The sequence below is a fragment of the Pseudomonas sp. PDM18 genome (assembly GCF_014852585.1).
GTDB lineage: Bacteria > Pseudomonadota > Gammaproteobacteria > Pseudomonadales > Pseudomonadaceae > Pseudomonas.
The window spans coordinates 390349-413750 of the sequence record NZ_JACVBX010000001.1 but is presented as its reverse complement, the minus strand read 5'-3'; the positions used below and the strand labels follow the sequence as shown (position 1 = coordinate 413750).

19 protein-coding genes and 3 tRNA genes are annotated in these 23402 nt (G+C 65.7%); 7 read left to right on the top strand and 15 right to left on the bottom strand.

Annotated elements, in window-relative coordinates; all coding sequences use genetic code 11:
- Positions 1–17 precede the first annotated feature (17 nt).
- On the top strand, positions 18–2261 hold the full coding sequence (locus IB274_RS01850) for a FimV/HubP family polar landmark protein (RefSeq protein WP_192430407.1): 2244 nt from the start codon (positions 18–20) through the stop codon (positions 2259–2261).
- A gap of 96 nt (positions 2262–2357) precedes the next feature.
- Here IB274_RS01850 and IB274_RS01845 read toward each other — a convergent pair whose 3' ends face one another.
- Positions 2358–4562, bottom strand: a complete 2205-nt coding sequence (locus tag IB274_RS01845; RefSeq protein ID WP_192430406.1) for a patatin-like phospholipase family protein — start codon at positions 4560–4562, stop codon at positions 2358–2360.
- Positions 4563–4632: 70 nt separating this feature from the next.
- On the opposite strand from IB274_RS01845, the gene IB274_RS01840 reads away from it, so the two are divergent.
- Positions 4633–4917: a SelT/SelW/SelH family protein gene (locus IB274_RS01840; protein WP_192430405.1), complete on the top strand. Its 285-nt coding sequence runs from the start codon at positions 4633–4635 to the stop codon at positions 4915–4917.
- A gap of 124 nt (positions 4918–5041) precedes the next feature.
- Positions 5042–6034: an ADP-glyceromanno-heptose 6-epimerase gene (gene rfaD, locus IB274_RS01835; protein WP_192430404.1), complete on the top strand. Its 993-nt coding sequence runs from the start codon at positions 5042–5044 to the stop codon at positions 6032–6034.
- Positions 6035–6331: 297 nt separating this feature from the next.
- On the opposite strand, the gene IB274_RS01830 is transcribed toward rfaD, so the two are convergent.
- The 3 genes from IB274_RS01830 to IB274_RS01820 all read right to left on the bottom strand — a co-directional run bounded on the left by IB274_RS01830 (position 6332) and on the right by IB274_RS01820 (position 8454).
- Positions 6332–7198: a DMT family transporter gene (locus IB274_RS01830; RefSeq protein WP_192430403.1), complete on the bottom strand. Its 867-nt coding sequence runs from the start codon at positions 7196–7198 to the stop codon at positions 6332–6334.
- A 75-nt stretch (positions 7199–7273) separates the two neighbouring features.
- Entirely contained in the window at positions 7274–7615 is a 342-nt protein-coding gene (locus IB274_RS01825) for a tRNA-binding protein (RefSeq protein ID WP_192430402.1), read from the bottom strand.
- A 74-nt stretch (positions 7616–7689) separates the two neighbouring features.
- Positions 7690–8454, bottom strand: a complete 765-nt coding sequence (locus IB274_RS01820; RefSeq protein ID WP_192430401.1) for a helix-turn-helix transcriptional regulator — start codon at positions 8452–8454, stop codon at positions 7690–7692.
- Positions 8455–8588: 134 nt separating this feature from the next.
- On the opposite strand from IB274_RS01820, the gene IB274_RS01815 reads away from it, so the two are divergent.
- Both IB274_RS01815 and IB274_RS01810 read left to right on the top strand, forming a co-directional pair.
- Positions 8589–9398: a UDP-2,3-diacylglucosamine diphosphatase gene (locus IB274_RS01815; RefSeq protein WP_192224129.1), complete on the top strand. Its 810-nt coding sequence runs from the start codon at positions 8589–8591 to the stop codon at positions 9396–9398.
- Complete coding sequence (locus IB274_RS01810) at positions 9395–10426, top strand: glycosyltransferase family 4 protein (RefSeq protein ID WP_192430400.1); 1032 nt, start codon at positions 9395–9397, stop codon at positions 10424–10426. Before IB274_RS01815 ends, IB274_RS01810 begins: the two co-directional genes overlap by 4 nt.
- Here the strand turns inward: IB274_RS01810 and IB274_RS01805 are convergent, their stop codons facing one another.
- A complete protein-coding gene (locus IB274_RS01805; RefSeq protein ID WP_192430399.1) occupies positions 10427–10675 on the bottom strand; it encodes a hypothetical protein in 249 nt (82 codons plus the stop codon). It abuts the gene before it with no gap.
- A 212-nt stretch (positions 10676–10887) separates the two neighbouring features.
- Here IB274_RS01805 and IB274_RS01800 point away from each other — a divergent pair, with 212 nt between their 5' ends.
- Positions 10888–12012, top strand: coding sequence for a GNAT family N-acetyltransferase (locus IB274_RS01800; protein WP_192430398.1), 1125 nt, complete (start codon positions 10888–10890; stop codon positions 12010–12012).
- A 90-nt stretch (positions 12013–12102) separates the two neighbouring features.
- On the opposite strand, the gene IB274_RS01795 is transcribed toward IB274_RS01800, so the two are convergent.
- The 6 genes from IB274_RS01795 to IB274_RS01770 all read right to left on the bottom strand — a co-directional run bounded on the left by IB274_RS01795 (position 12103) and on the right by IB274_RS01770 (position 17344).
- The gene (locus IB274_RS01795) at positions 12103–12666 is read right to left on the bottom strand and encodes a cytochrome b (protein ID WP_192430397.1); all 564 of its coding nucleotides are present in this window, start codon (positions 12664–12666) and stop codon (positions 12103–12105) included.
- A 139-nt stretch (positions 12667–12805) separates the two neighbouring features.
- The gene (locus tag IB274_RS01790; protein ID WP_192209745.1) at positions 12806–14080 is read right to left on the bottom strand and encodes a virulence factor family protein; all 1275 of its coding nucleotides are present in this window, start codon (positions 14078–14080) and stop codon (positions 12806–12808) included.
- Between the two features lies 1 nt (position 14081).
- Entirely contained in the window at positions 14082–16715 is a 2634-nt protein-coding gene (mprF, locus tag IB274_RS01785; protein WP_192430396.1) for a bifunctional lysylphosphatidylglycerol flippase/synthetase MprF, read from the bottom strand.
- A 163-nt stretch (positions 16716–16878) separates the two neighbouring features.
- Positions 16879–16955, bottom strand: a tRNA-Met gene (locus IB274_RS01780).
- A gap of 117 nt (positions 16956–17072) precedes the next feature.
- A tRNA-Met gene (locus tag IB274_RS01775) sits at positions 17073–17149 on the bottom strand.
- 118 nt (positions 17150–17267) lie between these two features.
- Positions 17268–17344, bottom strand: a tRNA-Met gene (locus IB274_RS01770).
- 219 nt (positions 17345–17563) lie between these two features.
- Here IB274_RS01770 and dinB point away from each other — a divergent pair.
- Positions 17564–18622 carry a DNA polymerase IV gene (gene dinB, locus IB274_RS01765; RefSeq protein WP_192430395.1) on the top strand — a complete coding sequence of 353 codons (1059 nt, stop codon included), beginning with the start codon at positions 17564–17566 and terminating at the stop codon, positions 18620–18622.
- Between the two features lie 4 nt (positions 18623–18626).
- On the opposite strand, the gene IB274_RS01760 is transcribed toward dinB, so the two are convergent.
- The 4 genes from IB274_RS01760 to IB274_RS01745 form a co-directional block, all read right to left on the bottom strand.
- Positions 18627–19025, bottom strand: a complete 399-nt coding sequence (locus tag IB274_RS01760; RefSeq protein WP_192430394.1) for an META domain-containing protein — start codon at positions 19023–19025, stop codon at positions 18627–18629.
- The gene (locus IB274_RS01755; protein ID WP_192430393.1) at positions 19022–19462 is read right to left on the bottom strand and encodes a hypothetical protein; all 441 of its coding nucleotides are present in this window, start codon (positions 19460–19462) and stop codon (positions 19022–19024) included. Before IB274_RS01755 ends, IB274_RS01760 begins: the two co-directional genes overlap by 4 nt.
- A 62-nt stretch (positions 19463–19524) precedes the next feature.
- On the bottom strand, positions 19525–20514 hold the full coding sequence (locus IB274_RS01750) for a 2-hydroxyacid dehydrogenase (protein ID WP_192430392.1): 990 nt from the start codon (positions 20512–20514) through the stop codon (positions 19525–19527).
- Positions 20515–20530: 16 nt separating this feature from the next.
- Positions 20531–23302, bottom strand: coding sequence for a response regulator (locus IB274_RS01745; protein ID WP_192430391.1), 2772 nt, complete (start codon positions 23300–23302; stop codon positions 20531–20533).
- Positions 23303–23402: the final 100 nt, after the last annotated feature.

Genomic DNA, 23402 nt, shown 5'->3' with positions numbered 1-23402 from the left:
GACAATGGGATGGGGTTATGGCTCGAATAAATAGAATTCCGCTGACGCTTGCCGCACTTTCGGTTTTTGTCTCCGCTCACGCGAATGCCCTCGGGCTCGGCGATATCACGCTGCACTCCGGGCTGAACCAGCCGCTGGATGCCGAGATCGCCCTGCTCGAAACCGGCGACATGACCTCCGACGAACTCATCGCCAAACTCGCGAGTCCCGAGGACTACGAGAACGCTGGCGTCGATCGCTTCGTGTTCCTGCAGAACCTGCGTTTCACGCCGGTGATCCGCAATGGTCGTGGTTACATCAAGGTGATGTCCACGCAACCGGTACACGAGCCTTACCTGAATTTCCTGATCGCTGTGGAGCGCCCCAACGGTCGCATGCTGCGCGAGTACACCGTGCTGATCGATCCGCCGGAGTACAGCGCCAACCGCAGCGTGGCCGCCAATGTCGCGGCGCGCGACGTCGCGCCTTCGCGCTCTTCGGGTTACCGTCCTGACGCCTACCGCTCGGAGCCCGTGCACCGCGCGCCGGCACAACCGCCGCTGCCGGCGGGTGATGGCCGCTACACCACGGTGCGCAATGACACGCTGTGGAAGATCAGTTCGCGTCTGACGGGCAGTGGCGCCTCGCGCGCGCAACTGATGGACAGCATCGTCGCGCTGAATCCGCAGGCCTTCGTCAATGGTGACCCGCACCGCCTGAAGGTGGGTCAAACGCTGGTCCTGCCGCAGGGCCAGCAGCACGCCGGCAGCGCCAACACGGCCTCGGCGCCGCAGCCTGCTGCTTCCGCTCCCGCGCCGGCCGCCGATGGCGCACCGCAGGCACCTGCCACTGCTGCGGCCAGCGCTCCGGCTCAGGCCCAGGGCAACGCTGCCGCACCGGTCGCCGATGCGAACGTCGCCAATAAAGTGGAAGCCGACCTGCTCCTGGCCAACGCCCAGCGCGACCAGATGAACCAGCGCATGGACGACCTGCAGAAGCAACTGGTATCCCTCCAGCAGGCCCTGCAGAGCCGCGACCAGCAGGTACAGTCGCTGCAGGCCGAACTGGATCGCCGCCACGGCACGGATACCGTGGGCAATGCCCCGGCAGCCTCCGCACCGACCGGCAACGCCTCGACCAATGCCGTGCCCGCCGCCCCCAATTCCGTGGTGCCGGCGCAACAGGACAATCACGCTCCGAGCGTCGCGCAGCCGGCAACTCCAGCGCAGGATGCGCAGGGCTCCGGTTTCAATTACTGGCCCTGGCTGGGCGCCGGCGCCCTTGGCGCGCTGCTGGTCGGGCTGCTGTTCGCCCGCCGCAAACGCGAGGAAAAACCGGTCGAGATGCCGCCCCTGCGCGCGGCCGCGCCTGAGCCGGTGAAGCCGCTTCCGCAGGTCAAGCCGCTGGCTGCTGCTGTTGTGGCTCCCGTGCCGACGCCGCATCCGGTGGTTGTCGCGACACCGGAGCCCGGCGTCGCCCGTTTGCCCGCCGCCAGCGCGGACAGCCTGGAAGGTGCGGATATCTACATCGCCTACGGCCGCTTCACCCAGGCCCGCGATATGCTGCGCAAGGCCGTCAACGCCGAGCCGAATCGCCGCGAGCTGCGCATGAAGCTGCTGCTGGTATTGGCTGAGCTGGGCGATGTGGCTGGCTTCCATGAGGAAGAGCACGCGCTGGTGGCTGTCGGCGGAGACCAGAAGCAGATTGACCAGCTCAAGTCGCGTTACCCGGCGATGCTGATTCGTCCGGAAGACAGCCTGCAGCCGCCCACCGGCGAGACTCTGACCGATTGGGACGACCTGGAGCTCGGCGAACCCGCGACCACGCCCGTGGAACAACCCAAGGCTGCGCAGGACCAACCGGACTTCGCGATGAACCTGAGCGACCTGTCGCTGGACCTGGATTGGGACAAACTCGACAACCCCTTCGACTCCAACAGGCAAGGCAAGGCTGCCGCACCTAAAGCCGCGCAGGAAGTGCCGTCGGACTTTCGCAGCAATCTGCATGAGCTGCCGGAAATCACCGAGCTGGACCTGGGTGAGCACGGCGAGATGTTCGGTCATGGCGGCAAGGCCATGGGCGTGGAGGAGGAGCTGACCTTCGACCTGCCGGACGATATCGGCCACGAGCACGACGAACTGCTGGCGAGCCTCGATCGCGCCCGCCAGTGCATCGACCAAGGCAACCTGGAAGAGGCCTACGGCATCCTCAAGCAGGTGATCGCTAGCGGCGACTCCAAGGCCAAGGCCGAAGCGAGAGAGCTGCTGGCGCTGATTGCCTGAGCCTCACCGCGTATGAAAAAGCCCGGCCAATGCCGGGCTTTTTCATACCTGCGGGAAATTGTTCCTGGTCCTACACGGAGCCACCGAGCGTATGCTTCAGAAATTACGCCCCAGGTTGATGTACACCGCGTGCTCGCTCGCATCGTTCAGACCGTAGCTGAAGGACAGCGGCCCCAGGGGCGTCTCGAAACCCATGAGGATGCTGCCGGCGTTGACGTAGCCGGTATCGTAGCTGTTGTCGTTGTTCCACACCCGCCCGCGCTCCAGGCTGCCGCCCAGGTAGAAGGGGAAGTCCAGCGGCAGGAAGGAGCGCTCGGTCATGCGTCGGTAGTAGATGACCCGCCCGAGGCTGTAGTTCTGCCCGGCCAGCGCGTCCTGACGGTAGCCGGAGAGCTGCCGCGCGCCGCCAAGCAGGAAGCTCGACACCACCACGTTGGCGTCATCGATGGTTCGGCCGTAGCCGCCACCCAGCACCCAGGTGTTCGGCCCGCTGCTCAGCGCCTTGTCGAGCTGGAATTCCCATTGCCGGTAGCGGTCGTCATCGCCCAGGGACGGCGTGTGCTCGCGGAAGGAGGTCTGGATGTTCTCGCCCTCGCGGGGGAAGTCCACGTTGTCCATGGTGTCGAAGGAATACTGCAGCTGGGCGTAGCCTTCGTTGAAGTGGTAGTCGGGCAGGTCCTGCTCGCCCACGCGCACGTCGGCCTTGCCGAAGGCCTGGGCCACGCCGAGGCGGAATTCGCCGTTGTTGGCGATCTGCCGGCCGAGGTTTAGACCATAGCCGTAGCGCTCCAGCCGGTATTCGGCGATGGGATCGTCGTTGTCGGTGGCCTCGACGTTCTGCGCCTGGTTGAACAGGAAGGGCGCGACGAAGTAGCGCGAGCCCACGTCCAGCGGCTGGTAGAACTCGCTGTAGAGTTCCTGGCGGTCGCCAATCTGCAGGCGCGTCAGCCATTCCGCGCCGAGGCGGTTGATGCCGTTCATGCGGTAGCTTCCGCCGACGTTGAAAGTGCTGTCGCCGCGCAGGTCGTCGGAGAGGTTTAGCCCCAGGCGCAGGTAGTCGGTGCCGCCGCGCTTTCCGTACGCGTGAATCACCAGCACATTGTCGGACTTGCCGTCCGCGCCCGGCTTGTTGTGCACCACGCGGTACTGCACCTGGTCGAAGTAGTCCAGGCCGTAGAGGGTGCTCATGTCACGCTGCAGGCGCTCCAGGTCCAGGTGCTCGCCCAGCGGCTGGCGGATGTAATGGAGGATGACGTCGTCGCTGACCTTGGAATTGTTCTCCACCTTGATCCGGTCGATCACCGGTTGCCGTTCGCCCGGTGCGCGCGCTTCGGTGAGCGCGACCGCCTCGGCATCGGCGGGCTTGCGCAGCGTCGCCAGGCGCGGGGCGAGGATGCTGGTCGCGCGGTAGCCGGCGTCGATCAGCTGCGGCACGCGGCCGAAGTCGGTGGAGCTGTAGCCGCTCAGCGGCGGCTGCACCAGGATGTCGCTGGACTTCAGGGTGGCCAGCTGCGCCTCGGAGTTCTTGCGGGTCATCAGGGTGACGGATTGGTTGAGCATGTCCACCACTGTGGTCAGCTGCTTGCGGTCCAGCAGCGGGTTGCCGATGTCGACCACGATGACCACGTCGACACCCATCTGCCGCGCCACGTCCACCGGGATGTTGTCGACCATGCCGCCGTCCACCAGCAGCTTGCCGTTGACGTCCACCGGCGCGAACACCGCCGGGATCGACATGCTGGCGCGGATCGCCTGGGGCAGGTGGCCCTTGCTGAACACCACCTTCTCGCCGGTGGAGATGTCAGTGGCCACCGCGCGGAAGGGGATCGCCAACTGGTCGAAGTTGCGCGTATCGCTGGTGTGGACCAGCAGGCTTTCCAGCAGCATCGACAGGTTCTGCCCCTGGATCGCGCCCAGCGGCAGGCCGAGGGTGCCGTCGTCGCGGAAACTGAGCTTCTGCTTTACCAGAAAGTCGCGGTCGTCCTGTTTGCGGCGGAAAGGTACGTCGACCCGCGGTGGCGAGTCGGACAGCGCCTGTTTCCAGTCCAGTCCCAGGGCCAGCTGTTCCAGCTCCTTGGGCGTATAGCCCGCCGCATAGAGGCCGCCGATCACCGCGCCCATGCTGGTGCCGGCGATAGCGTCGACATGGATGCCCTGTTCGTCCAGCGCCTTGAGCACGCCGATGTGCGCCAGGCCGCGCGCCGCGCCGCCGGAGAGGACCAGGCCGATCTTCGGTGGGGTGTTCGCGGCCAGGGCGCCGAGGGGAAGGAGCAGGAAGAGGGCGAACAGCAGTCGGCGCATGAAGAGAAGAGTCCGGTAGGGCGTTTCAGACCGGTATTATAGGTTCGCGTCCTACAGCAGAGTCTGATTCATGTCCGAAGCCAAAGCCGAAATCGTCATCACCTATTGCACCCAGTGCCAGTGGCTGCTGCGCGCCGCCTGGCTGGCCCAGGAACTGCTGAGCACTTTTGGCGACGACCTGGGCAAAGTCAGCCTGGTGCCGGGCACTGGCGGAGTCTTCCAGATCACCTGCGACGGCGAGCAGATCTGGGAGCGCAAGGCCGACGGTGGTTTCCCCGAGGCCAAGGTGCTCAAGCAGCGGGTGCGCGACTGCATCGATCCGCAGCGCGACCTGGGCCACAACGACCGTTCCTGAAGCGGCGGCGTACCGCTGGGCAGACTAATTCGATAGCTGGCTAACTTCTTTGCTTCATATCAAAAGGAGACTTACGTCTCGCTTTTAGTCTGGGGGCATCCATTCTCCGCAAAGGATGCCCGCCATGAGCATCATCGTCACAGGCGCTGCCGGGTTCATCGGCAGCAACCTCGTCAAGGCACTGAACAAGCGCGGCGAGACCGACATCATTGCGGTCGACGACCTGACTGAAGGCGACAAGTTCGCCAACCTCGCCGACTGCGACATCAGCGATTACCTCGACAAGCGCGACTTCATCGAGCGCTACGCCCGCGGCGACTTCGGCGTGGTGCGCGCGCTGCTGCACCAGGGCGCCTGCTCCAGCACCATGGAGCGCGATGGGCGCTACATGATGGACAACAACTACCGCTATAGCGGCGAGTTGCTGGACGCCAGCCTGTCGCTGGGCGTGCCGTTCCTCTATGCCTCGTCGGCAGCGGTGTACGGCGGCGGCCACGAGTTCCGCGAAGTGCGCTCCTGCGAGAAGCCGCTGAACGTCTACGGCTATTCGAAGTTCCTCTTCGACCAGCGCGTGCGCAAGGTGCTGCCCACTGCTCGCACCCAGGTTGCCGGCTTCCGCTACTTCAACGTTTATGGTCCGCGCGAGCAGCACAAGGGCCGCATGGCCTCGGTGGCCTTCCACTGCTTCAACCAGTTCCGCGAGACGGGCAAGGTGCGGCTGTTCGGCGAATACGGCGACTACCCCGCTGGCGGTCACCTGCGTGATTTCGTGTCGGTGGAAGACGTGGCGAAGGTCAACCTGCATTTCCTCGACAATCCCGAGCGCAGCGGCATCTTCAACCTTGGCAGCGGTCGCGCCCAGCCGTTCAACGACGTGGCCATGGCGGTGATCAACACCCTGCGCGAACAGCAGGACCTGCAGCCGCTGACCCTGGATGCGGCGATCCGCGCCGGATTGCTGGAGTACAGCGAGTTCCCGGACGAGCTGCGCGGCAAGTACCAGTGCTATACCTGCGCCGATATCGCCTTCCTCCGCGAGGCGGGCTACCGGGCGCCGATGATGGGTGTGGAGGAGGGCGTGCAGCGCTATTGCCACTGGCTTTTGCAGCAGCACTGACACCGCGTGTAACGGGTTTTTTACCCAGTCTTTACCCCGTGCTGACACTGCGCAGGGGAAGCGCGCGCGAGAATATCCACAGGCACCCGACGAACAGGCCGCCACGCAGGCTGTCGTGCGATGAATCCTTGGCATTCCCTCCCCGGGGCAAGGTTCGAGTTTCGCGCGCTGCGGGGCGGCCTTCTTTTTTGCCTCACGCACCGATTCCGCCCTTGTAGGAGCGAGCTTGCTCGCGAACCGCTTGGCAGCGGAGCAGGATGCGTTCGCGAGCAAGCTCGCTCCTACATAAAGCCCTGCTCAGTGCGAGCCGCGGGCGCTGAGGAAGGTCGCGAAGATGATCAACACGCCGCCCGCCAGCATGCGCAGGCTCGGCTCTTCGCCGAACAGTACGGTGGCGAAGGCGATACCGTAGACCGGCTCCAGGGCGAAGATCACCGCTGCCGTGCGCGCCTTGATCAGCCGTAAGCTCGCGACGAACAGGCTGTGGGCGACGCCAGTGCAGAGCACCCCCAGGGCCACCAGCCAGAGCCAGTCCATGCCTCGAATCGCGGGCAGCTCGAAGAGCACCAGCGGCAGCAGGCAGGCGATGATCGTCAGGTTCTGGCACAGCGCTGCCTGGATCGGGTCTATTCCGCGCACGCTCACCCGGTTGGCCAGCGACAGCAGGGCGAACAGCAGGCCGGAGAGGGTACCCCAGAGCAGGCCGGCGGTGGCGCCGTCGCGCAGGTCCAGGGTCGGCGTGACCATCGCCAGGCCGATGCACACCAGCACCACCACCAGGTACTCGCCCTTGCGGATGCGTTCGCGGAACAGCAGCCCTTCCAGCAACACGGTAAAGGCCGGGAAACTGGCGAAACCGAGGGTGGCCACGGCGACGTTGCCCACCTTCACCGCGAGGAAAAAGGTCAGCCAGTGTGTACACAGCAGTACGCCGCCGCCCAGCAGCATGGCGGCCTGCTTCAGCGTGGGGCGCCTCTGTTGCCGCAGATGCCCGGCGAACACCGCCGCCAGTGACAACGAGCCGAACAGCGCGCGGCCGAAGACGATGACCAGGGGGCCGGCGAGGATGAGTTTGCCGAAGATGCCGGACAGCCCGAACATCAGGGCGCCGATGTGCAGGCCGATCAGGGCGCCGCGGGGAGTGAGTTGGGTAATGCGATTCATGCCTGGAGTGCGGTGGCGCGGCCTTGTCGGGAAAGTGAAGCGTGCCGGCCCAGCCGGCACGAGGTGAAAAGACGGTCAGGCCAGGCGCGCGCCATTGGGCAGCGGCTTGTCGAAGCCGGCCAGCACTACTTTCTCGTCACTGTCGTAGGCGCCGGTGATCAGCACTTCCGAGCGCACGCCGGCGATGGACTTGGGCTCGAAGTTGCACACGCACAGCACCTGGCGGCCGATCAGTTCGTTGGCTTCATAGTGTGCGGTGATCTGCGCGCTGGAGGTCTTGATCCCCAGCGGGCCGAGGTCGACCTGGAGGATGTAGGCGGGCTTGCGCGCCTTCACGTTGGGTTCGGCCTGGACGATGGTGCCCACGCGCAGTTCGACGCGCTCGAAATCCTGCCACTCGATGGTGTCTGCCGACATCGCTGCTCCCGTTGGGTTGTTCAGTTCGATGGCCGGCAGTCTAGGCCCTGGGCGCGCGGCTGTCTGTCGCGCGGCTAGCGGGAATTGTCGCGTGCCTGCTGGCGCAGCTGGCGCGGCGTAGTACCGAACTGGCGCACCAGCGCTGCGGTGAAGGCACTCTGCGAGGCGTAGCCGACCTGCGCGGCGATCTCGCCGACCGACTGGTGCGAGCCACGCAGCAGGTCGCGGCCCAGTTGCAGGCGGCGCTGGCGTACGTAGTCCATGGGCGTCTGCCCGGTTTCGGCGAGGAAGCGGGCATGGAAGCGCGCGGCGGACAGCCCGGCGAGCCGCGCGAGATCGGCAACCTGCAGCGGGTGCGCGGCGTGACGGTCGATGTAGCTGTCGAGACTGGTCAGCGGCAGCTGCGCCGGCTCCTCGATGCGCTGCTGGCCGGCGGCGAGGCTGGCCAGCAGCAGGATGGCGCCCTGGCGCGCCAGCACCGGGTCATGCAGCGAGCTGCCGGCGAGCCAGTGCACCAGTTGCGCCTGGTCATTGCTGAGCAGGCGCTGGCCGGGGGTTTCCAGCAGGCGACGGCCAGCATCGCTGTGCAGGCCGAGACCGCCGAGCAGGTCTTCCTCGTCCTCCAGGTCCACCACCAGGCAGCGGCTGCCGTCGGGGCTGGCGCAGGCATGGTGCTCGTCACGCGGCACCACGGCGAAGGTCTGCCGGGTCACCAGGCTGCCACGGCCGCCCACTTCGAAATCCAGGCTGCCGGACAGCCCCAGCACCAACTGCGCATGGCTGTGGCTATGGGCGAGGTGATCGTGGCTGTAGTGGCGCAGGGAGAGGATCTGGCTCATGCGATACGACTTTCCGGGCGGGCAGGCTGACAGTCTAGCGCGCCGCGGGCTGTCACGGGACTGTCGCCAGTCGGTCATGTTCGCTTCACCGCGTGGGCCGACACTCGGAGAAACCCCACTGGAGGTCGCCGACGATGAGCAGCGCGCAACGCATGACGCCGACGAAGAAACAACGGGTACGGACCCTGTGGATATCCGATGTCCACCTGGGCACCCGCGACTGCCAGGCCGAGCACCTGGCCGGCTTCCTCAAGCGCTACCACGCCGACCGAATCTACCTGGTAGGTGACATCATCGACGGCTGGAAGCTGCGCGGCGGCATCTACTGGCCGCAGGCGCACACCAACGTGATACGCCGCCTGCTGACCATGAGCAAGCGCGGCACCGAGGTGATCTACGTCACCGGCAACCACGACGAGTTCCTGCGCCGCTATTCCTCGCTGCTGCTGGGCAACATCCGCCTGGTCGACGAGATCGTCCACACCACCGCCGACGGCCGCCAGCTGCTGGTGATCCACGGCGACCAGTTCGACGTCATCACCCGCTACCACAAGTGGCTGGCCTTCCTCGGCGACTCCGCCTACGAATTCACCCTGACCCTCAACCGTTGGCTCAACCACTGGCGCAGCCGTTATGGCTACGGCTACTGGTCGCTGTCGGCGTACCTCAAGCACAAGGTGAAGACGGCGGTGAACTTCATCAGCGACTTCGAGGAAGCCATCGCCCACGAGGTGCACAAGCGCGGCCTCAACGGGGTGGTCTGCGGGCACATCCACCACGCGGAAATCCGCCAGATCGGCGAGGTGGAATACCTCAACTGCGGCGATTGGGTGGAATCCTGCTCGGCGCTGATCGAGCACTGGGACGGCAGCATCCAGCTCTATCGACTGGCCGAGGAGCAGGCTCGCGCCGAGGAGCCGGTGGTGGTCGAGTCGGCGGCATGAGGCTGCTGATCGTCACCGATGCCTGGCTACCGCAGGTCAATGGCGTGGTCACCAGCCTGAAGGCACTGGTGGCCGAGCTGGAAGGGCTGGGCCATGTGGTCGGCCTGCTCACACCCCAGGACTTCCGCCACCGCCCGTGCCCGAGTTACCCGGAGATTCCGCTGGCGTGGGACCTGTGGAAGGTGGGCGAGAAGATCACTCGCTTCGCTCCCGACTGCGTTCACCTCGCCACCGAAGGCCCGCTGGGCTGGGCCGCTCGGCGCTGGCTGGTGCGCCGTGGCCTGAAATTCAGCAGCGCCATCCACACGCGCTTTCCCGAATACGTGAACACCCGCTGGCCCTGGTTGCCGCTGGGCTGGGGCTATGCCTTCCTGCGCCGCTTCCACGCGCCGAGCCAGGCCGTGCTGGTGAGCAGCGAACGAATGCGCGGCACTTTCGTCGATCACGCCTTCGACAACCTCGCGCTCTGGCGCAAGGGTGTGGATATCCAGCGCTTCCAGCCGGGTGAGGGCGCATCGCCGGAGGAGCCGGTGTTCCTCTATGTCGGCCGGTTGGCGCGGGAAAAGAATCTCGAAGCCTTCCTCGCTCTCGACCTGCCGGGGCGCAAGCGAGTGGTGGGCGACGGCCCGCAGCGTGCTGAGCTGCAAGCAACTTATCCACAGGTGGAGTTCCTCGGTTATCGCCATGGCGACGACCTCGCCGAGGCTTACCGCACCGCCAGCGTGTTGGCCTTTCCGTCGCTGACCGACACCCTCGGTCTGGTGATGTATGAAGCGCTGGCGTGCGGCACGCCAGTGGCGGCGTTTCCGGTGACGGGACCGCTGGATGTGCTGGAACAGGGCGTAACCGGGGTGATGGACGCCAACTTGCGCAGTGCCTGCCTGCGGGCGCTGGAGCTGGATCGCCAGGCCTGCGTGGAATGGGCGCGCAGGCAGACCTGGCGGGCATCGGCGCAGGAATTCCTGGCGCTTCAGGTACGCCTGACGGAACTGCCCGTCAGTGAAGAACCGGGCTACGCGAACAACTGATCAGAACAGCTGGCGATCGTGGTCCAGGCTCTGGTCCACCAGCCATTTGCCGTGGGCGATGGACGCGTGCTGGGCCTTCTGAAGGTCCGACATGAAGGCGAATTCAACCGGCAGTGTCTTGCGTTTGGTGGTCTGCCCGTCCGGGGCGGTGATGTGGCAGCCGGCGGCCCAGGGAGTGGGGATGCCGGGGTGTTCGACGACATCGGCAGTGATGGTGTACTTGCGGTACTCGCATTGCATCAGGCTCATGGGGCGTCCTCCTGGCGGTTCGCCAGCGGCCCGAAGCGGGCGGCAGGCGGCGGAACGGTGCCGGCGTCGCGCGCCGGCAAGCCTTGCTAACCCCAACATAGTCCACCCGACAGGCCTTTCCGTCGGATACCGACGAACGTGAATGTCACCTTCGCTGGAGATTTCCTGCCCGAATCTTCCCTTCGCCTGCGCCCCGCGCCAGACTGTCGGCCATGCCTATCCAGACCCTTTCCCGCCTCTGTGAAGTCGACGCCCGCCAGTGGGATGCCCTGCTGCCGGACGACCAGCCGTTCCTGCGCCATGCCTTCCTCTCCGCCCTGGAGGACAGCGGCAGTGTCGGTGGTCGGACCGGCTGGAAGCCGTCCCATCGTGTGCTGCTGGGCGACGACGGCCGCCTGCTGGCCGCCGTGCCGGCCTATCTGAAGAGTCATTCCTACGGCGAGTACGTATTCGACTGGGGCTGGGCGGATGCCTGCTTGCGAGCTGGCATTGCGTACTACCCCAAGCTTCTGGTGGGCATTCCCTTCACCCCTGTCGGTGGTGCTCGTCTGCTAGGAGCCCCGGAAGCAGCGCTGAGTCTGGTCGGCGCCTTGGCGGGAGAGGTGGACGAGGGGCATTGTTCCGGCGTGCACGTGAACTTCACCGACCCCACCGCCGATGCGCTGCTGCGCGATGCCGATGGGTGGCTGGAGCGTCTTGGCTGCCAGTATCACTGGAGCAACCGCAGCTATCGCGATTTCCAGGACTTCCTCGACGCGCTCAGCTCGCGCAAGCGCAAGCAGCTGCGCAAGGAGCGCGAGCAGGTCGCCGGGCTCGGGCTGGAGTTCGTCTGGATGGAAGGGCGGGATCTGTCCGAGGCGCACTGGGACTTCGTCTACGCCTGCTACAGCAGCACCTATGAGGTGCGCGGGCAGACGCCTTACCTGAGCCGGGCATTCTTCAGCCTGATCGGCGAGCGCATGCCCGAGGCGATCCGCGTGGTCTTCGCTCACCAGAACGGCCGACCCGTGGCCATGGCCTTCAGCCTGCTGGGCGGCGACACGCTTTACGGCCGCTACTGGGGCTGCCTGGCGGAGTTCGACCGGCTGCACTTCGAAACCTGCTTCTATCAGGGGTTGGACTTCGCCATCGGCCATGGCCTGAAGCGCTTCGACGCAGGTGCGCAGGGCGAGCACAAGCTGATCCGTGGCTTCGAGCCGGTGATCACGCGTTCCTGGCATCGCCTGGGCCATCCGGGGCTGCGTGACGCGGTGGAGGAGTTCCTGGTCGGGGAGAGGGCGGGCATCCTGGCTTACGCCGAAGAGGCCTGCGCGGCACTGCCGTATCGGCAGGATTGACGCGTGTTGGTCGACTCTGGGATTTTCCTGTAAGAGCGGGCCACGCCCGCGAAACGCCGGCAGGGCCGGCGTCCCGCGGGTGCTGACGGTTTACTCCGGCTTCGCCTCGCCCTTGCCCGGCAGCATGCGCACCAGCGTGTTGTCGCGGCTGATGTAGTGGTGGAAAAGCGCGGCCAGGGCGTGAATACCGATCAGCCAGTAGCCGAGCACAGCGATGGTCTCGTGCCAGTACTTCACCTGCTTGGCCAGGTCCGGGTTCTTGTCCACCAGGTGCGGCAGCTCCAGGCCCCAGAACGGCACCGGTTTGTCCGCGGCGCTGAGGATGATCCAGCCGGCCAGCGGCAGGCCGATCATCAGGCCGTAGAGCGCAAGGTGCGCAAGCTTGGCCAGCGCCATTTGCCAGACCGGCGGCGCCGGGACGATCGGCGGGGTGGGATAGATGAAGCGGCCGATGATGCGCAGCCAGACCAGTACAAAGACACTCAGGCCAAGCATGAAATGCCATTGCGAGAACAGCGCGCGGGTGTCGCTGCCTTTGGGGAAGTTGGTGCGGTACTCCATGCAGAAGTAGGTAGCGGCGATCAGCACTAGCATGATCCAGTGCATGGCTATGGACAGGCTGCCATAGCGGGACGAGGTCTTGGACAGGCTCATGACGGTTCCTTGTGTGGCTCTATTCGTACGCCGCGCTCTGACGACGGGGCTGCCAGTCTGAGCATAGAGCCTTAAGCGTGTCTGAAAAACCGTTAAGCCAAAGTGAAAGGGCCGCAATGTGCGGCCCTTTTGATGTCGGTCAGCCTTCGTCGTCGGCTGACTGGCGGGAGCGGATGGCGTTCACCAGTCGCTTGGCCAGGGCCGGGTAGTCCTCGTCGAAGTGGTGGCCGCCGGGCAACTGCAGGTTCTCGCCCACCGATTGCGGCTGGGTGCAGCCACTTTCGTCCTTCTCTTCGATGCCGTACACGCAGAGCACTTTCGGCCCCGGCAGTCGGGCCATTTCCGGGCCGGTGGAGGCTTCCTGGCCGGCCTTGCCGAGCCAGCCCTGCACCTCGATCTCGAAGCTGCCGCTGCGGGCGAAGGCCAGCAGGATCACCGAGCTGACGTCCTTCTTCGCATCCGCCGGCAGGCGGTTGTAGATCGCCGGCAGCACGTCGGCGCCGAAGGAGTAGCCGGCCAGCACGAAGTGCTTGGCACCCCACTTCTCGCGGTAGTGCTGCATCAGCAGGGCGAGGTCGGCGGCGCTCTGCTCCGGGGTCTTGTGCTCCCAGAAGTAGCGCAGGGCATCGACGCCAACCACCGGATAGCCCAGCTCGGCCATCTGGGCGGCGACGTCACGGTCCAGGTCGCGCCAGCCCCCATCGCCCGAATAGAACAGAGTGACGGTTTCCGAGGGCTTGGCGGCCGGGACTTCCACCACCGGCACGTTGTCACCGCCGCCTTGCAGCTGCTGGCGCAGTTGGTCGGCGAGGACCTTGGGCAGCGGGGTGTCGTAGTCGGTGATCACCGTCTCGGCGTTCTTCAGGCCGCGGGCGAAGCGCGCGCTGGCGTCGTCCGGGTTGTCGTTCCAGGCGGCCAGCCAGTGGCCGTGGGCGGCCGTCGTCGGCAGCGGGGTGGCGGCGCAGTCGGGCTTCTCCAGGGAGAAACCGACCGACAGGGCCTTGGCCTTGTCGTCGGTCTGCCCGGCGAGCCAGCGGAAGGCCCAGGCGCTGCCCGGACCGATGCCGGCGACCAGGGTTGGCTGGCCGTCAAGTAGCTCGCCGGCAGCCTTGATGCGGGCCTGCTGGGTGGCGCAGTCCTTTTCCGGGAAGACGAACTGCACCACGCGGGCGCCGCTGTCGTGGGCCAGGGCCAGCAACTGGCCGTCGTCGAGTTTCTGGTCGGCCTGCACGGCCAGCAGTACACGGGCGTTCGGTTGCTTGCCGGGGATGGCCAGGGCGACGGCACTGCCGTCGGCGAGCTGGCGGTGTTCGAGGGAAGCCTGGGAAGCCGGTCGGCTCCACAGCAGCAGACCCACGGCAATGATGACCAGCAGGAGGAGGGCGAGCAGGTGTCGCCAGCGTCGTTTCAACATATCAGCGTTTTACCAATCCACTCAGGCCGCCTGCGATGAGGGCGGCCGTATCGGCCAGGGCCACCAGCGGATCCAATCCGGCGGGCACGGCCAGGTAACGGGGTTCCCAGTCGGGCTGGAACTTGTCCTTGAAGCGCCGTAGCCCCTGGAAATTGTAGAACTGCTCACCCCGGCGGAAAACCAGTGCGCCGAGACGTTGGGTCAGCGGGGCGCCACGGCGCGGCTGCAAGCCGGCCAGGGGCACCATGCCGAGGCTGAAGCGGGTGTGCCCGCTCTCCTTGTAATGCAGGATCAGGCCGAGCATGAGGAATTCCATGGTCAGCTTGGGGGCGTCGGGGGCCACGCGCATCAGGTCGATGCTCGCCAGCTCCTTACCGGAGGTTTCCAGCAGGTTGGCGAAGGCCACGGCGCGGCCCTGGAAGCGGACCACGACGACGCGGAAATAACGCAGGTATTCAGGGGTGAAGCGGCCGAGGGAGAAGCCCTTCTCGCGGACGTTCTTGCCGCCCAGCCAGGCATCGGAGATGGCGCGCAGCTCGTCCATCGGCGCCTGCCCGGCATCATGGAACTCCAGGCTCAGGCCGTCGCGCTGGCCGCGGTTCCAGGTGTAGCGCAGGTCCTTCATCTCCTTGCCCTTGCTCTCCAGGTCGAAGCGGCGCAGATCGACCCGCGCCTCCTCGCCGAGCTTGAGCGCGGTGAGACCGATGTCCATGTACAGCGGCAGGTTCTCCGCGCGCACCTGGTAGAACACCGGGCGCGCGTGGTGCAGGTCGCAGAGGTCGCGGAACTGCCAGATCAGTTCGGCGCGGGCCTGGGCCGGGCCGACCGGATCGAACAGCGCCACCAGGCTGCGGCCGCGGCGGGCGTACATCAGGAAGGCATCGTTGCCCTCGTGGAACAGCAGGGCCTTGTCGCCGGACAGGGCCAGGCCGCCGTCGGGCTGTGCGGAATTGGCGAGGATGCCGGCGGCGGTGTCCAGGTCCTGGCGGGTCGGTGCGTGGATGGCCGGTGGCGCGGTGCGCAGTAGCCAGTACAGCGCCAGCGCAGCCAGCAGCAGGCAACTGCCCAGAGCGGCGCGCAGGCCTCGCGGGGCATCCGCATCCAGGGCGAACTGCCACCAGAGTTCGTGGCTGTAGGGCACGTCCTGGTAGGCGAACAGCAGCAGCCCGATCGACGCGGCGATCACGCAGGCCGCGGCGCCCAGATACAGCGGCGAGAAGGGCAGGTCCATCAGGCGGCTGCGGCGGTAGAAGGCGCTGCGGAAGATCACCAGCAGGGCGGCGGTGAAGCTGAGGATCAGCGCTTCTTCCCAGTCGAAGCCCTTGAGCAGCGACAGCGCGGCGCCGGCGATCAGCAGGCCGATGGTCAGTGCCCAGGCGGCGGAGAGGCGGCGGCGCAGGCCGTAGGCGAGCAGCAGGCAGAGCACGCCGATCAGGCTGGCGGCCAGGTGCGAGGCATCGATCAGGCGGTGCGGCACGAGGAAGCCGACTTCGTCCAGGCGGGTGTCGATGGATGGCGTGGCGCCGGAGAACAGCAGCACGATGCCGGAGATGAACACCAGCAGGGAGAGGATCTGCGCGGCAAAGCCGGAGGTGATGCGCACGGCCTGCTTGGCCACCAGGACGCGGCGGGCTTCGAGGAACAGCAGCAACAGACAGGCGACAATCAGCGGCAGGACCACATAGATCAAGCGGTACAGCAGCAGGGCTGCGGCCAGCGGCGCGGCGCCCAGCTGGTTGGCGAAGGCCGCCAGCAGCACCGCTTCGAACACCCCGACACCACCCGGCACATGGCTGAGCACGCCGGCGGCCAGGGCGATCAGGTAGACCAGCAGGAAGGCACCAAAGGGCGGCGCTTCCGGCAGCAGCAGATAGAGCACGGTGGCGGCGGCAGCCACGTCCAGCGCGGTGATCAGCAGTTGCAGCAGCGACAGGCGCAGGCCCGGCAGGCGCAGGGTGCGGCGCCCGAAGCGGACCAGATGGCTATCGGGCGAGGGTTGCTCCGGCAGGCGACGACGTTCGATGCCGACGACCAGCAGCAGGCAGAAAGCGATGACGCCCAGCGCCAGCACCGCCACCAGCCACTCCGGCACGTGCAGGGCCAGGGACGCGTCGGAAAGGTCGCTCAGTGCGGCGAGCGCCGCCAGCACCGGCAGAGCGCAGCCCAGTGACAAGCTGGCGAACAGCGTCATCAGCGCTACGTCGCCGGCGCCGAGCCCCTGGCGGGCATAGAGGCGATAGCGCACCGAGCCGCCGGAGAGCATCGATAGACCCACGGCATTGCCAATGGCGAACGCCGAGAAGCCACCGGTCAGCAGCGCCGGGACGGGCAGCTTCACGCCGGCGAAGCGGCTGGCTGACCATTCATAGCCGAGCAGGAAGATGAAGCCGACCGCGGTGGCGGCGAAGGCACCGAGCAGCGAGGTGGTAGGTACGTCGAGCAGGGCGTCGTGCAGGGAATAGGCGTCGATGTCGCGCAGTAGGTGATAGCAGGCGATCAGCGCGAGGCTGAACAACACCAGGGTCACGCCCAGGCCGAGTGCCTGGCGGTTGGCGTTCACCCAATTGAGCCAGGTCGCTCGGCTGGGAGCGTCTTCGGCGGCAGGGGTATCGGGTGTGGTGGGGTTGGCGCTCATCGGGCACCTCAAACGATTTAGCGCGACAGAGTAGGGGCACTGACGCGAATTCCCAAGTCCCCGGAAGAGTATTTTCCTGATCCGCGAGACGCCACCCGTGGGCGAAGATATTTCGGGCACAACGAAAAAAGCCACTCCTAAGAGTGGCTTTCTTCTTGGTGTCTGGTTGCGGGAGCAGGATTTGAACCTACGACCTTCGGGTTATGAGCCCGACGAGCTACCAGACTGCTCCATCCCGCGGCGGCAATTGTACGGATATGAAGACTTGTGTCAATCGATATTTCGTTTTCGATCAATAATTTAAACGCGCGCAAACGAAAAAGGGCCACTCCGAAGAGTGACCCTTTTTCTTGTGTCTGGTTGCGGGAGCAGGATTTGAACCTACGACCTTCGGGTTATGAGCCCGACGAGCTACCAGACTGCTCCATCCCGCGTCGGCCATTCTACGGACATGAAAGGTCTTGTCAATCGATATTTAGCTTTCGATCAATAATTTAAATCGAGCGCAAACGAAAAAGGGCCACTCCGAAGAGTGACCCTTTCTCTTGTATCTGGTTGCGGGAGCAGGATTTGAACCTACGACCTTCGGGTTATGAGCCCGACGAGCTACCAGACTGCTCCATCCCGCGCCGGCCATTCTACGCCGATGGACTGGTGTGTCAATGAAAATCGGGAAAAAGTGATTTTCTTTCAAATATTTAGCCCCGGCGGATAGTGGCAGGGCAGTGGTCCGGGGGCGGAATCTTCCCGGCTGTGGATAACCGAAGCGGCGGCGTTTTGCATTACCATGGCCGGGTTTTCCGCCGCCTTTTGGGGCGGCTTCCGATGGTGATGCAGGCGCCTTCTTCGTGACTCGGCAAAGAAAGATCATCCACATCGATTGCGACTGCTTCTACGCCGCCATCGAGATGCGCGACGACCCGACCCTCGCGGGCAAGCCGCTGGCCGTGGGTGGATCGCCGGACAAGCGTGGCGTGGTCGCGACCTGCAACTATGAGGCGCGTGCCTACGGGCTACATTCGGCCATGGCCATGCGCACGGCGGTCAAGCTGTGCCCCGATCTCACCATCGTGCGCCCGCGCATGGACGTATATAGAGAAGCTTCGCGGGACATCCACGCGATCTTCCGCGACTACACCGACCAGATCGAGCCGTTGTCCCTGGACGAGGCCTACCTTGACGTCAGTGACAGCGACCGCTGCGGCGGCAGCGCTACACGGATCGCCCGGGAGATTCGCCAGCGGGTCTGGGAAACCCTGCACATCACGGTGTCCGCCGGGGTGGCGCCGAACAAGTTCATCGCCAAGATCGCCAGCGACTGGCGCAAGCCCAATGGCCTTTTCGTGGTCACGCCCGACGAGGTGGATGGTTTCGTCGCCGAACTGCCGGTGAAGAAGCTGCATGGCGTGGGCAAGGTCACCGCCGAGAAGCTGGCCCGCCTGGGGATTCGCACCTGCGCGGACCTGCGCGACTGGTCGCGGATTCAGTTGGCGAAGGAATTCGGCAGCTTCGGCGAGCGGCTCTGGGGCTTGTCGCGGGGTATCGATGAGCGTCCGGTGCAAGTGGATAGCCGGCGTCAGTCGATCAGCGTGGAGAATACTTTCGATCAGGACCTGCCGGATCTGGCCGCTTGCCAGGAAGAGTTGCCGTCTCTACTGAGTGAGTTGGAGCGGCGCATGACGCGCCTGGACGCCAGCTACCGGCCGGGCAAGCCATTCATCAAGCTGAAGTTCCACGATTTCACCCAGACCACCCTGGAGCAGGCGGGCGCCGCGCGGGACTTGGAAAGCTATCGGCTTTTGCTGGGGCAGGCCTTCCAGCGCGGCAACAAGGCGGTGCGGCTGATCGGTGTGGGCGTGCGCCTGGTCGATCTGCGCGGCGCCCACGAGCAGCTCAGTCTGTTCTAGTTGCTCAGCCTTCCGGCCACATGCGCATGGCGCGGCCGCTGGCGGGCCACAGGCGCAGCTCGCCTTCTTCGGTGATATCCCAGCGCTGCACTTCGCCGAGCATCTGGAGGAACTGCTGTTCCTGCTCCATCACCAGGTCGGCACACAGCTTGCGGGTGGCGCCAGGCTGGCCGAAGGTCAACTGGTCGCCTTCGAGCTTGTAACTGGCGAACCAGTGGTTGCAGCCAGCGCTGCCGTAGGCGCGGCCGTTGCCGTCCAGGGTCAGGCTGATGTGGGTGTAGTCGATCAGCGGGTGCTCACCGACCCACTCAACGCGGTAGGTCTGTTCCGCTTCGGGGACCGGCTTGCTGGCGCAACCGGCCAAAGCCAGCGCGGTGCAGGCGCTGGCGATCAGGGCTTTCATGCAATCTCCTTGCTCTGGCAATCCGGGCAGAGGTGGCGATTGCCGACCTTGGCCCATCCGAGTTCGGCGATGCGCTGCTCGGCGGCGGGCTGCTGGGCAGCCTTTCCGTGGGTGGCATCGACGGCGAATTCGAAGTCCAGTGTAGCTGCGCAGCCGTCGCAGTTGACCTTCCATTCATGGATACCCAGTTCACGGAACACCGGGCCCTTGGCCACGGCCATCCACTGTCCCGGTGGGTTGATCAGGTGGCGGACCTTTTCCACTTCCAGCGTCATGCTCAGGCTTTTGCTGCCCTTGAGGCTGACCAGCATTGTGTCGCCGGCCTTGATCGAGCCACCGATGCCGGTGACCTGGTAGCGGCCCGGAGTCAGCGCGCGGCACTCGTTGAGGGTGAATTGCGGGTTGAGCAGGGTATAGCGGAAATCGTGCTGGGCCATGGGTCCTCCGGGAAAGCGCGGCATTCTAGGGCGCGTGGCGTGCGGATGCGAGCGCCTTCTGCTCAGTTTTTCACCAGGTTGACCGGATGGCCGGCCTGCCAGGCGGCGATGTTGGCTAGCGTGGTCTGGGCGATTCCGGCCAGCGCCTCGCGGGTCAGGAAGGCCTGGTGCGCGGTGATGATCACGTTGGGGAAGGTCAGCAGACGCGCCAGCACGTCGTCCTGCAGCGGCAGGTCGGAGCGGTCGGCGAAGAAGATGTCGGCTTCCTCTTCATAGACGTCCAGGCCGAGGTAGCCGAGCTGGCCGCTTTTCAGCGCCTCGATCAGCGCCGGGGTGTCGACCAGCGCGCCGCGGCCGGTGTTGATCAGCATGGCGCCGCGCTTCATGCGTTGCAGGCTGTCGGCGTTGATCAAGTGTTTGGTGGCCTCGTTGAGCGGGCAGTGCAGGCTGATGATGTCGGACTGCGCGAGCAGCTCGTCCAGCTCGACGAAGCGCCCGCCCAGGGCCTCAATGGCGCGGTTGGGGTAAGGGTCGTAGGCCAGGATGTTGCAGCCGAAGCCGCTCATGATGCGGGCGAAGACTTCGCCGATCTGCCCGCTGCCGATGATTCCGACAGTGCGCCCGTGCAGGTCGAAGCCAGTCAGGCCGTGCAGCGAGAAATCACCTTCGCGGGTGCGGTTGTAGGCGCGGTGCAGGTGCCGGCACAGTGCTAGGACCAGTCCTACGCCATGTTCGGCTACCGCGTGGGGCGAATAGGCCGGTACGCGCACCACGGCCAGACCCAGCGCGTGGGCGGCGGCGAGGTCGACATGGTTGTAGCCGGCCGAGCGCAAGGCGATCAGTTTCGTGCCGCCAGCGGCCAGGTGCTCCAGCACCGGGCGCGACAGGTCGTCGTTGACGAAGGGGCAGACAACCTCGAATCCCATGGCCAGGGCGACGGTGTCCTCACGCAGTTGCGCCTGCTGGAAATGCAGCTCGAACCCGCGGCCATGGTTGGCGGCGAGAAAGCTGTCGCGGTCGTAGGTCTGGTTGCTGAACAGGATGATGCGCATCAATTGAATTCCGTCTTCAGTGCGTCTGGCCGGCTTCGATTTCCAGATGGCCCTCGGTTGCCTGTGCCAGCTCGGCTATGGCCTTGTCCAGCTCGTCCAGCGCTGCGGGGCCGTCCGGATCGTTCTGCTTGAGCAATGTCTCGGCGCGCTGGCAGGCCGCGCGCAGCATCGGCACGCCGCAGTAGCGGGTCGCGCCGTGGAGGCGGTGGATCCGTTCGAGCAGGGTATTGCGGTCATTGCGCTCGCGGGCCTGGAGGATCACCTGGCGGTCGGCGGACAGCGATGCGAGCAGCATGCCGAGCATGTCGGCGGCCAGCTCCGGCTTGCCGGCGGCCAGGCGCAGGCCTTCCTCCGGGTCCAGGACGCTGAGGCCGTCCAGCGAGGATTGGGCCTGGCGCGGACGCTCGTCACGTGGCTCACCCAGCGCCAGCCCGGTCCACTTGAGGATCACCTGGACCAGCTGGCGCTCGTCGATCGGCTTGGTCAGGTAGTCATCCATGCCGCCCTGCAACAGGGCGCGCTTCTCGTTGGCCAGGGCGTGGGCGGTGAGGGCAATGATCGGCACCGGGCTGACCTCGCGGTCGCCTTCCCACTGGCGGATCGCTTCGGTGGCCTGGCGGCCGTCCATGATCGGCATCTGCACGTCCATGAAGACCAGGTCGAAGCGCTCACGCTGCACCGCCTCGACGGCGGCGAGACCGCTATCGACGGCGGTCACCTCGGCGCCCATGTCGGTCAGCAGGGTCTTCACCAGCAACAAGTTGGCCGGGTTGTCGTCGACGCAGAGCAGGCGTGGAATGCGTTCAAGCTTGCCGTTAACGTTCTTGTCCTTGCGCGCCGGCCGCAGGTGCAGCAATTCATTCAATGCCTGCTGCAGCTTGCGCGTGCAGGCAGGTTTGCTCTGTACCTGGGCATCGGGCAGCACGTCGTTGTAGTGCGCCTGTTCGATGGTCGGGCAGAGCACCAGGCTCTTGCAGCCGTGCTGTTCCAGCTCGCGGATGGACTGGCGCAGCGCCTCGGGCGGATGGTCGGCGGCGGTCACGCCGAGCAGCGCCAGGGTGATCGGTGCCTTGTCCGACGGCCCCTCCAGCAGGGTCTTCTCCAGCGTGACGAGATCAGGGAATTCGGTGACTTCCAGGCCGCAGTCTTCCAGTTGGTGGTGCAGCGCGGTGCGGGTCAGTTCGTGGGGTTCGTACAGTGCCACGCGCAGGCCGCCCGCCAGCGCGTGCGGCAGGTCGTCGCCGTCGTCGCGGGCCTTGGGCAGGTTGAGGCTGATCCAGAACTCAGAGCCATCGCCGGCGCTGCTTTCCACGCCGATCTCGCCGCCCATCTGCTCGATCAGTCGCTTGGAAATGACCAGCCCGAGGCCGGTACCGCCGGCCTGGCGCGACAGCGAGTTGTCGGCCTGGCTGAAGGCCTGGAACAGCGCGCGCAGGTCGGCGTCGGTCAGGCCCACGCCGGTGTCCTGCACGCTGATGCGCAGTTGCGCGCGGTCGTCGCTCTCGTCTTCGAGCATGGCGCGCACGGCGATGCTGCCGTCGTGGGTGAACTTGATGGCGTTGCTCACCAGGTTGGTCAGCACCTGCTTCAGGCGCTGCGGGTCGCCCACCAGCTGCAGCGGGGTGTCGCGGTAGATCAAACTGACCAGCTCCAGGTGCTTCTCGTGGGCGGCAGGGGCGAGGATGGTCAGGGTGTCCTGGATCAGTTCGCGCAGATTGAACGGGATGTTCTCCAGTACCAGCTTGCCGGCCTCGATCTTCGAGAAGTCGAGGATCTCGTTGATGATCCCCAGCAGGCTTTCGGCGGACTTGTGGATGGTAGAGAGGTAATCCTGCTGGCGGCTGGTCATCTCGCTCTTCTGCAGCAGGTTGGTGAAGCCGAGGATGCCGTTGAGCGGGGTGCGGATCTCGTGGCTCATGTTGGCGAGGAACTCGGACTTGATCCGGCTCGCCTCCAGGGCCTCTTTACGGGCGAGGTCCAGCTCGATGTTCTGGATCTCGATGGTTTCCAGGTTCTGCCGCACGTCCTCGGTGGCCTGGTCGATGTTGTGCTGCATCTCTTCCTGGGCGCTCTGCAACGCCTCGGCCATGCGGTTGATGCCGCCTGCGAGTTCGTCCAGTTCGTGGCTGCCCAGCGCGGGCAAGCGGGTTTCCAGGCGGCCTTCCTTGAGCTGGGCGACGCCCTGGGCGATCTGCCCCAGGGGCGCGTTGATCGCGCGGCTCATGCGCAGGGCGAGGAGGGCGGTAACAGCCAGGCCCGCGCCGATCAGCAGCAGGCTGGTGAACAGGCTGCGGTAGCCGCGCAGCAGGGTGCCGTGGTGCGAAAGCTCCAGCTCGACCCAGCCCAGCAGCTTTTCGGCGTCGTCGTCCGGGTCGCCGGACAGGCTGCGGTGTTTACCCAGTACCGGCAGGAGGAAGTGGGTGGTGTCCAGGTTGCTCGCCATGCTCAGGTGCGAGCCGTCGCCCGAGGGCATGGGAGTGAGGATGCTGGGGCCGGCGTGGACGAGTTTTTCCCGATCCGGTCCCAGAAAGGTCACGGCGCGCACGTCGGGCTGGTCCAGCGCTTCGTTGGCAATGCGCTCGAGCAGCTCGTTGTTGTGGTTGGCCATGGCCGGGGCCGACAGCGGCGCCAGTTGCTCGGCGATCAGTTGCCCGCGCTCGATCAACTGGGCGTGCATGTCCGACAGCTGCACCCAGGTGAAATAACCGCCCAGCACCAGCGCCAGCAGGCTGGTGGGCAGCAGGGTGAGCAGCAGTACCCGTCCCTTGATGCCGAGATCCTTGAACACGCGCGTCCTCCAATGCGTTTATCCCCGGCAGTGTAGCGGTTCAGACCTGCGTCGGAAGCCCTTTGCCTTGCCGGGAATGAGCGGAATCGTGAATACTTCG